We start from the raw sequence: 14702 nt of genomic DNA on the forward strand, positions 1-14702 counted from the left end.
CCCCGCGTGACCCCCTTCGGGTGGCAGGCGAGCGCGCCGCACAGGGGAGCGGGCGCAGCCCTGGTAGCCGTAGGGCCAGTCCTCCGGAAAGGCCTGGCCCATGCCGCTCGTCCGAACACCCCTGCGCCGTCCGCGGTGGCTCCGCTCCGCCGTCCTGGTCGCCGCCTCGGCGGGGCTCGTCGCCGCCGCCCTGCCCGCCCCGGCTCCCCTCGGCATCGGGGACCCGCTCTTCCCGCACCTCGGCAACCCCGGCTACGACGTCCTCGCGTACGACATCGCTCTCACCTACCCGGGGGCCAATACCGAACCGCTGGCCGCCGTGACCCGGATCGACGCGCGCGCCACCGACGACCTGGAACGGCTCAACCTCGACTTCACCCACGGCACGGTCTCCGCCGTCACCGTCGACGACCTGCCCGCCGCTTACACCACCCGCGGTGAGGACCTGGTCGTCACCCCCGCCGAGCCGATCGACGCGGGCGAGCCGATCGAGATCACCGTCACCCACACCAGCGACCCCAGCGGCCCCGCCGACACCGGCGGCTGGGTCCGTACCGGCGACGGCCTCGCCATGGCCAACCAGGCCGACGCCGCCCACCGGGTCTTCCCCTCGAACGACCACCCGGCGGACAAGGCGTACTTCACCTTCCGGATCACGGCCCCCAGCGAGCTCACCGCCGTCGCCAACGGGCTCCCCACCGGCCGTGTCACCCGGGGCGCCACCACCACCTGGACGTACGGCACCCGCCATCCCATGGCCACCGAGCTCGCGCAGGTCTCCATCGGCCGCTCCACGGTCGTGCACCGGACCGGGCCCCACGGCCTGCCCGTACGGGACGTGGTGCCCACCGCCGACCGGAAGCTGATGGAGCCCTGGCTGCGCCGGACACCCGGGCATCTGGAGTGGATGGAGCGGCAGGTCGGCCCGTACCCCTTCGAGACGTACGGGGTGCTCGTCGCGGACGCCCGAACGGGCTTCGAGCTGGAGACCCAGACCCTCTCGCTCTTCGAGCGCGGCCTCTTCACCGAGCCGGCCTACCCGGAGTGGTACGTCGACTCGATCATGGTGCACGAGCTGGCCCACCAGTGGTTCGGCAACAGCGTCTCGCCCCGGACCTGGTCCGACCTGTGGCTCAACGAGGGGCATGCGAGCTGGTACGAGGCGTTGTACGCCGAGGAGACCGCCGATAAGTCCCTGGAGACGCGTATGAAGGCCGCCTACGCAGCCTCGGACGGGTGGCGCGCCGACGGCGGCCCCCCGGCGGCCCCCAAGCCCCCCTCGCCCACGCACAAGATCAGCCTCTTCCGGCCCGTCGTCTACGACGGCAGCGCCCTGGTCCTCTACGCGCTCCGCCAGGAGATCGGCACCGAGGCCTTCCGCAGCGTGGAGCGCCGCTGGGTCGCCGCCCACCGCGACGGCACCGCCACGACCGCCGACTTCATCGCCCTGGCCTCCGAGGTCGCGGGACGGGACCTCACCGCCTTCCTCCGCGCCTGGCTGTACGAGGCGAAGACCCCGGCGATGCCCGGGCACCCGGACTGGCGCAGCCGCCCGGCCGGGGCCGCGAGGACCGCCCCGAAACCCGGATGACGGGCCCGGTGGGGCCGTGTCACCATCGTCATCGTCATCGTCCGGTCGGCGACGCGGCCGACGGTCCCGGGAATCTTCCGGCGGCCTCACGCGTTGCCACGGCATAAGACTCATCGCTTCATCGAGGCAATCGATGTGAAGCAATCGACGTAAGGATCAAATGACCTCCTCTTCTTCCCCTTCCCAGGACGAGCAGAGCTTCGCGGAGACGAGCCGAACCGAGAGCCTTCGGGCCGATGCCCTGATGGAAGAGGACGTCGCCTGGAGCCACGAGATCGACGGAGAGCGGGACGGCGACCAGTTCGACCGCTCCGAGCGCGCGGCACTCCGCCGTGTCGTCGGACTCTCCACCGAGCTCGAGGACGTCACCGAGGTCGAGTACCGCCAGCTGCGCCTCGAGCGCGTCGTGCTGGTCGGTGTGTGGACCTCGGGGACCGTCCAGGACGCGGAGAACTCCCTCGCGGAACTCGCGGCCCTCGCCGAGACGGCGGGCGCCCTCGTGCTCGACGGCGTGATCCAGCGCCGTGACAAGCCGGACCCGGCGACCTTCATCGGTTCCGGCAAGGCGCGCGAACTGCGCGACATCGTGGTCGAGACCGGAGCCGACACCGTCGTCTGCGACGGCGAGCTCAGCCCCGGCCAGCTCATCGCCCTCGAAGACGTCGTCAAGGTCAAGGTGGTCGACCGGACCGCCCTGATCCTCGACATCTTCGCCCAGCACGCCAAGTCCCGAGAGGGCAAGGCGCAGGTCGCGCTCGCGCAGATGCAGTACATGCTGCCGCGCCTGCGCGGCTGGGGTCAGTCGCTCTCCCGGCAGATGGGTGGCGGCGGCGGTGGCGGTATGGCCACGCGTGGTCCCGGTGAGACCAAGATCGAGACCGACCGGCGTCGTATCCGCGAGAAGATGGCGAAGATGCGCCGGGAGATCGCGGAGATGAAGACCGGCCGCGACATCAAGCGGCAGGAGCGCCGCCGTAACAAGGTGCCGTCGGTCGCCATCGCCGGTTACACCAACGCGGGCAAGTCCTCCCTGCTCAACCGCCTCACCGGCGCGGGCGTGCTCGTGGAGAACTCGCTGTTCGCCACGCTCGACCCGACCGTACGCCGGGCCGAGACGCCCACCGGCCGGGTCTACACCCTGGCCGACACCGTCGGCTTCGTCCGGCACCTGCCGCACCACCTGGTCGAGGCGTTCCGTTCCACCATGGAGGAGGTCGGCGAGTCCGACCTCATCCTGCACGTGGTGGACGGCTCGCACCCCGCCCCGGAGGAGCAGCTGGCCGCCGTGCGCGAGGTCTTCCGGGACGTCGGCGCGGTGAACGTCAAGGAGATCGTCGTCGTCAACAAGGCGGACGCGGCGGACCCGCTGGTGCTCCAGCGTCTGCTGCGGATGGAGAAGCACTCCATCGTGGTCTCGGCCCGATCGGGCCAGGGCATCGAGGAGCTGCTCGCGCTCATCGACTCCGAGCTTCCCCGACCGCAGGTCGAGCTCGAAGCCCTCGTGCCGTACACGCAGGGCGGACTCGTCTCGCGGGTGCACGCCGAGGGCGAGGTCGAGTCCGAGGAGCACACCCCGGAGGGCACCCTGCTCAAGGCCCGGGTGCACGAGGAGCTGGCGGCGATGCTCGCGCCGTACGTTCCCGCCGCGCACTGACCCACGGCTGAACGACCGAGGGCGCTGCCCCCCTCCCGTGAGGGAAGGGGGGGCAGCGCCCTCAGTCATGGTGCGTACGGCTTGCCGCAGGGCTTCTTGCCCAGGGTCAGCGGGCGAACTTCTTGCTGACCATCTCGTGGGCCGACTTGGCGCCTCGGCCCAACTGCGGTCCGGCGAGCCAGCCGTTGCCGCCGGCCGGGCCGATCGAGGTGTTCGACACGAGCGCCGTCTTGCCGTTCGACATGACGCGGAACCAGCCGCCGCCCGAGGAACCAGCGGTCATCGTGCAACCGATCCGGTACATCGTCGGCGTGGCCGGGGCCGTGATGTACCTGCTCGCCCGGTCGAGGCACTTGTGCATGATCATGCCGTTGTACGGCGGCGCCGCCGGGTAGCCCCAGACGCCCACCGTCCCCGCACTCGCGGGGGCCGGAGCGGAGAAGTCGACCGGCAGAGCGGCGCCGACGGTCTCCTCCAGGGACTTGCCGCCCCGCTGCGGCTTCACGTGCAGCACGGCGTAGTCGTACGGCCAGGCCTGGTTGGACCCGCCGGACTTGATCCACTCACCCGAGGTCACGGCCCAGTCGGCCCAGTACTGGCCGTACGGGTACACCTCGTGCGGCTTCGCGTTGTTGAGCGCGGCCGGGGACTTGCCCAGGTCGTTGAAGGCAGGGACGAAGGTGATGTTGCGGTACCAGCCGCCCTTCTTGCCCGCGTGGACGCAGTGGCCGGCCGTCCAGACCAGGTTGGACTTCCCGGGCCGGCGCGGGTCCTTCACGATCGTGCCGGAGCAGACCATGTGCCCCTGCGGCGAGTCGAAGAAGATCTTTCCGACCGGGGCCGCGTTGCGGTGGTACGGCGTCTTCTCGCGCTGCGCCCTGACGGTGCGGGGCGTGGGGTCGCTGCCGCCTCCGGCCTGCGTGGTGATCGTCTGGTCCGGGCTCTTCGCCGACTGCATACGCGCCGGGTCCCAGAGTCCCTCGATCACCGGGTTGACGAAGTCCTCGGCCTCACGGAGCCAGGTCTTCGTGTCCCAGTTCTTCCATTCGCCGTCCTTCCACCTGTCCGGGTCGACGCCGTGCTTCTTGAGCTTGTCGGCGAGGTCCTTGGGGAGGTCGGTGCCCCCGCTGTCGGTTCCCCCGCCGTCGGTGGCCGGTGCGGAGCTGCTGGCTCCGGCGGCCGGCTTGTCCGCGGCCGGGGTCTCGGTGGGACCGCAGGCGGTGGCGGTCAGCGCGAGCGCGGTGACCAGGCCGAGGGCGGCCGGCAGGAGTCGTACGGAACGCATGTGGTGAATTCCCCCTGAGATGATTCCGCGTCCGGGACCGGCCACGTTCTCATGTGGCGTGTTGTCGCCTTGACGTTGCCATGGACGCGTCACTTGCGGTGCACAGTATGCCGGTCGGGCCGGCGGACCGGACGCGGGGGAGGCGGGGCCCGTGGACCCCGCCTCCAGTCGACCGGGCGCTACTGCCCGGCGTACTTCTTGCTGACCGCGTCGAAGATGGCCTTCGCCTCGGGGCCGAGGCGCGGACCGGCGAGCCAGCCCGCCGACGCGGGGCCGATCGAGGTGTTCGACACCAGCGCCGGCTTACCGTCACGGCCCTGGCCGACCCAGCCGCCACCGGACGAACCGCCGGTCATGGTGCAGCCGATGCGGTACATCGTCGGCTGCTCCGCCTTCAGCGACAGCCGGCCCGGCTTGTCCTCGCACTGGAACATCTTCTGGCCGTCGAACGGCGGCGCCGCCGGGTAACCGGTCGCCTCCAGGCTCGCGATCTTCGGCACCGCCGGCGCGGTGAAGTCCACCGGAAGCGCCGAACCGACCGTCTCCTCAAGGGACTTGTCCGAGCCGCCCTTCTCCGGAGTCACCTGGATGACCGCGAAGTCGTAGGGGGCACCCGCACCGCCGGTGGACGCGCCCTGGGCGATCCACTGGTCGGAGGTCTTGACCCAGTCCGCCCACCACACGCCGTACGGAGCGATCTGCTCCCGCGTCGCCTTCTCGAGGTCGGCGGTCGACAGCGCGGCGTCGTTGTAGGAGGGCACGAAGGCGATGTTGCGGTACCAGCCGCCCTTCTTGCCCTTGTGCACGCAGTGGCCGGCCGTCCACACCATGTTGGACTTGCCCGGGTGCGCGGGGTCCTTCACGACCGTGGCCGAGCAGACCATCGAGCCCTCGGGGCCGTCGAAGAAGACCTTCCCGGACTCCGGGGCGTTGGCGTGGTACTTCGGCGCCACGGCCTTCGCCCGCACCGGGTCCGGCGTCGGGTCGGTCACGCCCTCGTCACCCGAGATGTCCTCCTCCTCGACCGGCTGGTCGGGGCGCTCGGCGTCCCGCATCCGGTCCGGGTCCCAGAGGTCCTCGATGATCGGGTTGACGAAGTCCTTGGCCTCACGCAGCCACTTGTCGCGGTCCCAGTTCTTCCACTCGCCGTCGCGCCACTTGTCGACGTCGATCCCGTGCTCCTTCAGACGGCCCTTCAGGTCCTCCGGAATCTTGATCTTGTCGGCCGGGTTCTGGGCGGTCGCGGGCGCGCTGGGCTTGTCTCCCGCGTTCTCCTCGCTCGGCCCGCAGGCCGTGGCGGTGAGCGTCAGCGCCGCGACGGCGGAAGCCACCGTCAGCAGCGGACGAATCGATCGCATCTCGTGATCCCCCTGGGACTACGTCAACTTGTGCATGGACGAACAGCGGCCGTGCCCCCACGGACAGCGACCGACGGCCCCCACTATGCCGGTGCCGGAGGGGACGGCACGCGGCCGGTCGGCGGTTCCGGTCAACGTTCGGCTGTTGCCGTCCCGTGATCCGGGACACGCCAAGTTCTTGGCTCCGGCCCGTGATCCCCGGCAGTTCGCGTCGTTGGTACGTACGGGGGACACAACGGTGGTGCCGAGGGCGGCCCTTGCGGCGGCTCCACGACGCCCCGATGTGCAACGCAACCGTTACAGCGGGAGGACACCGAGCCGTGGCCGTGACCGAATCAGCTCCGGCCGTCCCACCGGCCGCGCGGACCCAGACCCGGACACCCGACGGGCCCGCCGGCGCACAGCCCGGACCGCCCGGCACCGGAGCGCGCGGCAGTGGAGCGCCGGGCACCGGGGCGTACGACCCGACGGTCCGAGGCACCCCGGACCACGGAGTTCCGGACCAGGGCAGTGGCGGATATGAGGCGATCCTGCGCCGGCAGTCCCTGCGCGAATCCGCGGCCCGTACCTACGCCCGCTCCCTGCCCATCGTCCCGGTACGGGCCCGGGGGCTGACCATCGAGGGCGCCGACGGCCGCCGCTATCTCGACTGTCTCTCCGGCGCCGGGACCCTCGCCCTCGGGCACAACCACCCCGTCGTCCTGGAAGCCATCAAGAAGGTCCTCGACTCGGGCGCCCCGCTGCACGTGCTCGACCTGGCGACCCCGGTCAAGGACGCCTTCACCTCCGAACTGTTCGCCACCCTCCCGGGTGAACTCGCCGACAACGCCCGTATCCAGTTCTGCGGCCCCGCGGGCACGGACGCCGTCGAGGCGGCCCTCAAGCTCGTCCGCACCGCCACCGGCCGCAGCGGCCTGCTCGCCTTCACCGGCGCGTACCACGGCATGACGGCCGGTGCCCTCGCCGCCTCGGGCGGCGCGACCGACGTCCGCGTCACCCGGCTGCCCTACCCCCAGCAGTACCGTTGCCCCTTCGGCGTCGGCGGCGCCCGCGGCGCCCAACTGGCCGCCCGCTGGACCGAGAGCCTCCTCGACGACCCCAAGAGCGGTGTCCCTGCCCCCGCCGGAATGATCGTCGAGGCCGTCCAGGGCGAAGGCGGGGTCATCCCCGCGCCCGACGACTGGCTGCGCCGGATGCGCCGGATCACCGCCGACCGCTCCATCCCGCTCGTCGTCGACGAGGTCCAGACCGGCGTCGGCCGCACCGGCGCCTTCTGGGCCGTCGAACACAGCGGCGTCGTGCCCGACGTGATGGTGCTCTCCAAGGCCATCGGCGGCTCCCTTCCCCTCGCCGTCATCGTCTACAGATCCGAGCTCGACGCCTGGGAACCCGGCGCCCACGCGGGCACCTTCCGCGGCAACCAGCTCGCCATGGCCGCGGGCACGGCCACCCTCGCGTACGTCCGCGAGAACAAACTCGCCGAGCGGGCCGGCATCCTCGGCGCCCGCATCCTGGGCCGGCTACGTGGCCTCGCCGCCGCCCACCCCTGCGTCGGCGACGTCCGCGGCCGGGGCCTGATGATCGGCGTCGAACTCGTCGACCCCGACGCGGCGGGCCCCGACGACCCCGTCCCGCCCGCCGCCCCCGCCCTGGCCCTCGCCGTCCAGCAGGAGTGCCTCGCCCGCGGACTCATCGTCGAACTCGGCGGCCGCCACTCCGCGGTGGTCCGGCTCCTGCCCCCGCTCACCCTCACCGACGAGCAGGCCACCGCCGTCCTGGACCGCTTCGCCGACGCCCTGGCCGCGGCCGAACGGGCCCACACCCCCCAGCTGCCCGCCGTCCGCCGGGCCACGGCCCCCCGGACCGCCCCCGGGCCGTCCCACTGACCCGGACCGCCCCCGGCCCCACCCCAAGGAAGCCCCCGTGAACGCCACGCCCCCCTCCCCGGCGCCCGAGACCGAGGCCCCCCGCACCCTCCGCGACACCACCGCCCCCGCTACGCCCCCGCCCGGCACCGAGAGTCCCATCACCGCCAGGCCCGGCCCCACCCCGCCCGGCACTGACGGGCCCGCCTCCACCCCGCCCGGCACTGACGGGCCCGCCTCCACCTCGCCCGGCACCGACGGGTCCGGCACTGACGGGTCCAGCACCGACGGGTCCGGCGCCCCCAGGCCAGGCGCCCCCACGCCCGGCACCGACGGGCCCGGCACCGACGGGTCCAGCGCCCCCAGGCCCGGCGCCCCCACGCCCGGCACCTACGGGTCCGTCGGCGCCGACGCCACCGTCCCGCGCCAGCACACCGGTCCGCACGACACCCGGCCGCACCGCCCGGTCACCGTCGCCGACCCGCTGGACGACCCGGACCCGCAGCGCGCCGCCGACGCGGCCACCATCGAGAACCTGCTCCGCTGCTGGGTCCGGGAGAAGAACCTGCCCGCCCCCGGCTCCACCACCCTGCGCATCGCCCTCGACGCCAGCGGCACCGCCCTCCTCGTCCCCGTCCGCTACTGGTCGCCCACCGGCTGGCACCGCTTCGGCGCCCCCGCCCTCGAAGGACTCCCGGCCACGGCTCCGACCGTCGACGCCGTGACCGTGGCGGCCCTGCTGAGCCGGGAGACCGGTCGCCCCGAGGGCACCGAACTCGTCGGCAGGGTCGCCGACTCGGCCCGCCGCACCGCCGACTTCCTCATCGAGCGCCGCCACCGGCCCCAGCCGCACCCGGACGCCGACCTCTTCCTCGCCGCCGAACAGTCCCTGCTGCTCGGCCACCCCCTCCACCCCACTCCCAAGAGCCGCGAAGGCCTCTCCGAGGCGGAGGCCCGGCTCTACTCACCCGAACTGCACGGCTCCTTCCCGCTCCACTGGTTCGCCGTCGACCCCTTCGTCCTGGCCTCGGACTCCGCCTGGACCGAACAGGGCCGTCCCGTCACCGCGGAGCAACTCGCCACCGGCCTCGCCGAAGGGCTCACGCTCCCCGCCGGCACCGCACCCCTGCCCCTGCACCCCTGGCAGGCCCGCGAACTCCTGCACCGCCCCGACATCCACGCCCTTCTCGACGCCGGGCTTCTCCACGACCTCGGTCTCCACGGCAGCCCCTGGCACCCCACCTCCTCCGTCCGTACCGTGCACCGCCCCGGCGCACGGGCCATGCTGAAACTCTCCCTCGGCCTACGGATCACCAACTCCCGCCGCGAGAACCTCCGCAAGGAACTCCACCGGGGCGTCGAGGTCCACCGACTGCTCCGCACCGGCCTCGTCGACGAGTGGCAGGCCGCCTACCCGGGCTTCGACATCGTCCGCGACCCCGCCTGGCTCGGCGTCGACACCCAGGACGGCACCCCCGTCCCCGGACTCGACGTCATGATCCGCCACAACCCCTTCGGTCCCGGCGACGACGCCGTCTGCATCGCCTCCCTCACCACCCCCCGCCCCTGGCTCGGGGCCACCACCATGCACTCCCGCCTCGCCGACGTCATCGGCCGGCTCGCCGCCCGCACCGGCCGCCCCCTCACGGCCGTCTCCGCCGAGTGGTTCCTCCGCTACCTCGACCACGTCGTCCGCCCGATCCTCTGGCTCGACGGACACGCCGGCATCGCCCTGGAAGCCCACCAGCAGAACACCCTGGTACTCCTCGACCCCGACGGCTGGCCCGTCGGCGGCCGCTACCGCGACAATCAGGGCTACTACTTCCGCGAGTCCCACCGGGGAGAGCTGGAGAGCCGTCTCCCCGGCATCGGCGCCGACAGCGACACCTTCGTCTCCGACCAGGTCACCGACGAGCGCTTCGCCTACTACCTCGGCATCAACAACGTCCTCGGTCTGATCGGCGCGTTCGGCTCCCAGCACCTCGCCGACGAACGCGTCCTGCTCGCCGCCTTCCGCAGTTTCCTCACCTCCGCCACCAGCCTGGGCTCACCCCTGCCACACCGGCTCCTCGAAGCCGCGACCCTGCGCAGCAAGGCCAACCTCCTCACCCGACTCCACGGCATGGACGAACTCGTCGGCCCCGTCGACACCCAGTCCGTCTACGTCACCGTCACCAACCCCCTCCGCCCCTGAGCCCGCCCACCGAGGCCCACGCCCCGACCGCACCGCCGAGAGGAGAGCGACACCGTGTCACCCACCCGCCCACCGGCCGACCCGCCCGGCGACGACACGCTCGACCTGAGGCTCGACGACCTCGTCGCCCTCCTCGAAGGCGGTCACCTCGACGCCGAGGTCCTCGACGGCGACCTACTGGACTCCATCGCTTCCTGGAACCCGGCCGATACCCCTGTCGGCACCTTCCGGCTCGTCCCCGTACGACTCGACAGGGACCTGCCACTCCTCACCCGATGGATGAACGACCCCGCCGTCGCCGCCTTCTGGGAACTCGCCGGACCCGAGACCGTGACCGCCGAGCACCTCCGTTCCCAGATCGAAGGCGACGGCCGCAGCGTCCCCTGCCTCGGCGTGCTCGACGCCACGCCCATGAGCTACTTCGAGATCTACCGCGCCGACCTGGACCCGCTCGCCCGGCACTATCCGGCGCGCCCCCACGACACCGGTATCCATCTACTGATCGGAGGCGTCACCGACCGGGGCCGCGGCGTGGGCACCACCCTTCTGCGCGCCGTCGCCGATCTCGTCCTCGACCACCGTCCCCGATGCACACGCGTCGTCGCCGAACCCGACATCCGTAACACCCCCTCCGTCTCGGCCTTCCTCAGCGGCGGCTTCCGCTACGCGGCGGAAGTCGACCTCCCCGACAAACGAGCGGCGCTCATGATGCGTGACCGCGCCCTCCGTCACGTTCTGTGAACAACCCTCTGTCTTCTATACACCGCTCGGCCCACAGCGGTTCCCACCCCGAGGAGTCCTCGTGTCGACGTCCCCTGCACCCCACGACTCCGCTCACTCCACAGCGCCTTCCCCGTCCCCCACGGGCGGACCGGCGCCCGCACCCGACCTGCTCGCGCCCCCCGACCTGCTCGCGCCCCCCGAGCTGCTAGCGCCCCCCGAGCTGAACGCCGCAGCCTGGACCCGGGCCTCGACCCGCCTCCTCACCAAGGCCCTCGCCGAGTTCGCCTACGAGGAGATCGTCGAACCCGTCCCCGCGGCCGACGGCGCACCCGACAGCCACGCCCTGCGGCTCGACGACGGCTCCACCCTCACCTTCCGCGCCCGCCGCGGCGCCTACGGCAGCTGGTACATCGCCCCCGGCTCCCTCACCCACGAGGGGCGGCCCATGACCGACCCCCTCGACTTCCTGGTCCGCGCCCGCCGACTGCTCCAGCTCGACGGCGCCACTCTCGGCCATCTCATCCGCGAGCTCTCCGCCACCCTCGCCGCCGACGCCCGTCTCGACCACACGGCGCTCACCGCCGCCCGCCTCGCCGACCTCTCCTACGCGGAACTCGAAGGCCACCAGACCGGCCACCCCTGGCTCGTCCTCAACAAGGGGCGCATCGGCTTCTCCGCCACCGATGCCGCCCGCTGGGCCCCCGAGGCCCGACGCGCCACCCGGCTGCCCTGGATCGCCGTCAGCAACCGCATCGCCGCCTACCGAGGCGTGACCGGCCTCGAGACCCCGGACCGCCTCTACGCCCAGGAGCTCGACCCCGAGGTCCACGCCGCCTTCCGCGCCGAGCTGACCGCCCGCGGCCACCAACCGGACGGCTACCTGCTGCTGCCCGTCCACCCCTGGCAGTGGGACGAGATCCTGCTGCCCCTCTACGCCCCGGCCGTCGCCGCCGGAATCGTCGTCCCGCTCGGAACCGACGGCGACCTCCGACTTCCCCAGCAGTCGGTCCGTACCTTCCTCAACACCAGCAGCCCCGGCCGGCACACCGTCAAACTTCCGCTGTCGGTGCTCAACACCCTCGTCTGGCGCGGCCTGCCCACCGAACGGACCCTCGCCGCCCCGGCCGTCACCGCCTGGGTCCACGGCCTGCGCGACGCCGATCCGTTCCTGCGGGACGAGTGCGGAGTGGTGCTCCTCGGCGAGGTCGCATCCGTCACGGTCGAGCACCCCCTGTACGACCGGCTGCCCGAAGTCCCGTACCAGTACAAGGAACTCCTCGGCGCGATCTGGCGCGAACCGCTCCGGCTGCCCCCGGGCGAGCGGGCCCGTACGCTGGCCTCCCTGCTCCACACGGACCCCGACGGACGGGCCTTCGTCGCGGAACTCGTCGAACGCTCCGGACTCGCCCCCGCCGTCTGGCTCCAGCACCTCTTCGGGGCCCTGCTGCCCCCACTGCTGCACTTCCTCTACCGATACGGCACGGTCTTCTCCCCGCACGGCGAGAACGCCATCGTCGTCTACGACGGCGAGGACGTTCCGGTACGTCTGGCGATCAAGGACTTCGTCGACGACGTGAACATCAGCGCCCAGCCGCTTCCCGAGCACGACACGCTGCCGGACGACGTGCGCGCCGTCCTTCTGACCGAAGAACCCGGCTTTCTCGTCCAGTTCATCCATTCGGGGCTCTTCGTCGGCGTCTTCCGCTACCTGGCACCGCTCTGCGAGGAGCAACTCGACGTGCCCGAGGAAGAATTCTGGGCCCTCGTCCGATCGGAGATCATCCGCCACCAGACGCGCTTCCCCGAGCTGAAGGAACGGTTCGAGCTCTTCGACCTCCTCACCCCCCGGATCGAGCGGCTCTGCCTCAACCGGAACCGTCTGCACCTGGACGGCTACCGGGACCGCCCCGAGCGCCCCCACGCGGCCGTCCACGGGACCGTCCCCAACCCGCTCGCGTAGGGCGCGCGCGTGCCGTGGCTGTCAGTGGCGCCCCGTAGGCTGGAAGGGCTATGACGAAGCCATCCCTCCCCGACCTCCTCCACGCCGCCGTCACCGCTGTCGGCGGCACGGAGCGGCCCGGCCAGGTCACCATGGCCGAGGCCGTGGCCGAGGCCATCGAAGACAACTCCCACCTCCTCGTCCAGGCCGGCACCGGCACGGGCAAGTCCCTCGGCTACCTGGTGCCGGCACTGGCGCAGGGAGAGCGGGTGGTGGTGGCCACGGCCACCCTGGCGCTGCAGCGCCAGCTCGTCGAGCGCGACCTTCCGCGGACGGTCGACGCACTGCATCCGCAGCTGCGGCGCCGCCCGCAGTTCGCCATGCTCAAGGGCCGGTCGAACTACCTGTGCCTGCACCGGCTCCATGAAGGAGTCCCGCAGGACGAGGAGGACGGCCTCTTCGACCCCTTCGAGGCGGCGGCCCCCACGAGCAAGCTGGGCCAGGACCTGATGCGGCTCCGGGACTGGTCGGACGAGACGGAGACCGGCGACCGGGACGATCTGACCCCGGGCGTCTCCGACAAGGCCTGGGCCCAGGTCTCGGTCTCCTCCCGGGAGTGCCTCGGCGCGAGCAAATGCGCGTACGGGGCGGAGTGCTTCGCCGAGGCGGCGCGTGAGCGTGCCAAGCTCGCCGACGTCGTCGTCACCAACCACGCCCTGCTCGCCATCGACGCCATCGAGGGCGCCCCGGTGCTCCCGCAGCACGAGGTGCTGATCGTCGACGAGGCGCACGAGCTGGTCTCCCGGGTCACCGGGGTGGCCACGGGCGAGCTCACTCCCGGCCAGGTCAACCGCGCCGTGCGCCGGTCCGCGAAGCTCGTCGACGAGAAGGTCGCCGACCAGCTGCAGACCGCCGCCGAGGGGTTCGAGCGGGTCATGGAGCTGGCTCTGCCGGGGCGCCTGGAGGAGATTCCGGAAGACCTCGCGTACGCCCTGATGGCGTTGCGGGACGCGGCCCGCGCGGTGATCTCGGCCTTGGGTTCCACCCGCGACCGGTCTGTGCAGGACGAGGACGCCGTACGCAAGCAGGCCATGGCCTCGGTGGAAAGCGTCCACGGCGTCGCGGAGCGGATCACGCAGGGTTCGGAGTGGGACGTCGTCTGGTACGAGCGGCACGACCGCTTCGGAGCCTCGGTGCGGGTCGCGCCGCTGTCCGTCTCGGGGCTGCTGCGGGAGAAGCTGTTCACGGAGCGGTCCGTGGTCCTGGCCTCGGCCACGCTCAAGCTGGGCGGCGACTTCAACGGGGTCGGCGCCTCTCTCGGGCTTTCTCCCGAGGGCACCAAGGGCGACGACCTGCCCGTCTGGAAGGGCATCGACGTCGGCTCCCCGTTCGACTACCCCAAGCAGGGCATTCTCTACGTCGCGAAGCACCTCTCCCGTCCCGCCCGCGACGGGGACCGCGGCGACATGCTGGACGAGCTGACCGAGCTGATGCAGTCGGCCGGCGGACGGACCCTCGGACTGTTCTCGTCCATGCGCGCGGCGCAGCAGGCCGCGGAGGAGCTGCGGATCCGGATCCCGGAGCTGCCGATCCTGCTCCAGGGCGAGGACACACTGGGCGAGTTGATCAAGAACTTCGCGGCCGACCCCAAGACATGTCTGTTCGGGACGCTGTCGCTCTGGCAGGGCGTGGACGTCCCAGGAGCCAGCTGTCAGCTGGTCGTGATGGACAAGATCCCGTTCCCGCGGCCGGACGACCCGCTGATGAGCGCCCGTCAGAAGGCCGTCGAGGAGGCCGGTGGCAACGGCTTCATGGCGGTCGCGGCGACCCACGCGGCCCTGCTGATGGCTCAGGGCGCCGGCCGGCTGGTGCGGGCGACGGGAGACCGGGGTGTGGTGGCCGTCCTCGACCCACGGCTGGCGACGGCCAGGTACGGCAGCTATCTGAAGGCCTCGCTGCCGGACTTCTGGTACACGACCGACCGCAATCAGGTCCGGAAGTCGCTCGCGGCCATCGACGCCGCGTCGCAGGCCGCAGGTACCTGACGTTTACCCCCACCGGGGCTCGGGCCGTGCTTCCGGGCCCCCGCCGGA

Annotated in this window: 9 protein-coding genes; 7 read left to right on the forward strand and 2 right to left on the reverse strand. The window is 72.0% G+C overall.

What is annotated here, in order from left to right; all coding sequences use genetic code 11:
• Positions 1–100 precede the first annotated feature (100 nt).
• Both ACIRB7_RS30920 and hflX read left to right on the forward strand, forming a co-directional pair.
• Positions 101–1591 carry a M1 family metallopeptidase gene (locus ACIRB7_RS30920; protein ID WP_403605225.1) on the forward strand — a complete coding sequence of 497 codons (1491 nt, stop codon included), beginning with the start codon at positions 101–103 and terminating at the stop codon, positions 1589–1591.
• Between the two features lie 160 nt (positions 1592–1751).
• Positions 1752–3245, forward strand: a complete 1494-nt coding sequence (gene hflX / locus ACIRB7_RS30925; protein ID WP_403605228.1) for a GTPase HflX — start codon at positions 1752–1754, stop codon at positions 3243–3245.
• 106 nt (positions 3246–3351) lie between these two features.
• On the opposite strand, the gene ACIRB7_RS30930 is transcribed toward hflX, so the two are convergent.
• On the reverse strand, positions 3352–4530 hold the full coding sequence (locus ACIRB7_RS30930) for a trypsin-like serine peptidase (RefSeq protein ID WP_403605231.1): 1179 nt from the start codon (positions 4528–4530) through the stop codon (positions 3352–3354).
• Positions 4531–4709: 179 nt separating this feature from the next.
• A complete protein-coding gene (locus tag ACIRB7_RS30935; protein ID WP_403605234.1) occupies positions 4710–5888 on the reverse strand; it encodes a trypsin-like serine peptidase in 1179 nt (392 codons plus the stop codon).
• Between the two features lie 320 nt (positions 5889–6208).
• Here ACIRB7_RS30935 and ACIRB7_RS30940 point away from each other — a divergent pair, with 320 nt between their 5' ends.
• The 5 genes from ACIRB7_RS30940 to ACIRB7_RS30960 all read left to right on the forward strand — a co-directional run bounded on the left by ACIRB7_RS30940 (position 6209) and on the right by ACIRB7_RS30960 (position 14654).
• Positions 6209–7774, forward strand: a complete 1566-nt coding sequence (locus tag ACIRB7_RS30940; RefSeq protein WP_403605237.1) for a diaminobutyrate--2-oxoglutarate transaminase family protein — start codon at positions 6209–6211, stop codon at positions 7772–7774.
• Positions 7775–7811: 37 nt separating this feature from the next.
• Positions 7812–9947, forward strand: coding sequence for an IucA/IucC family protein (locus tag ACIRB7_RS30945; protein ID WP_403605240.1), 2136 nt, complete (start codon positions 7812–7814; stop codon positions 9945–9947).
• A gap of 54 nt (positions 9948–10001) precedes the next feature.
• On the forward strand, positions 10002–10688 hold the full coding sequence (locus tag ACIRB7_RS30950; protein WP_403605243.1) for a GNAT family N-acetyltransferase: 687 nt from the start codon (positions 10002–10004) through the stop codon (positions 10686–10688).
• Positions 10689–10749: 61 nt separating this feature from the next.
• Entirely contained in the window at positions 10750–12630 is a 1881-nt protein-coding gene (locus ACIRB7_RS30955) for an IucA/IucC family protein (RefSeq protein WP_403605246.1), read from the forward strand.
• A gap of 50 nt (positions 12631–12680) precedes the next feature.
• Complete coding sequence (locus ACIRB7_RS30960) at positions 12681–14654, forward strand: ATP-dependent DNA helicase (RefSeq protein ID WP_403605249.1); 1974 nt, start codon at positions 12681–12683, stop codon at positions 14652–14654.
• Positions 14655–14702 lie beyond the last annotated feature (48 nt).

Origin of the sequence: Streptomyces sp. NPDC093795 (assembly GCF_044764665.1) — a bacterium.
In the GTDB taxonomy this organism is placed as follows: Bacteria; Actinomycetota; Actinomycetes; order Streptomycetales; family Streptomycetaceae; genus Streptomyces.

What these genes read in the sequence shown, in the direction of transcription:
- ACIRB7_RS30920 (WP_403605225.1), top strand. Translation starts at nt 101, where the DNA reads ATGCCGCTCGTCCGAACACCCCTGCGCCGTCCGCGGTGGCTCCGCTCC.
- hflX (WP_403605228.1), top strand. Translation starts at nt 1,752, where the DNA reads ATGACCTCCTCTTCTTCCCCTTCCCAGGACGAGCAGAGCTTCGCGGAG.
- ACIRB7_RS30930 (WP_403605231.1), bottom strand. Translation starts at nt 4,530, where the DNA reads ATGCGTTCCGTACGACTCCTGCCGGCCGCCCTCGGCCTGGTCACCGCG.
- ACIRB7_RS30935 (WP_403605234.1), bottom strand. Translation starts at nt 5,888, where the DNA reads ATGCGATCGATTCGTCCGCTGCTGACGGTGGCTTCCGCCGTCGCGGCG.
- ACIRB7_RS30960 (WP_403605249.1), top strand. Translation starts at nt 12,681, where the DNA reads ATGACGAAGCCATCCCTCCCCGACCTCCTCCACGCCGCCGTCACCGCT.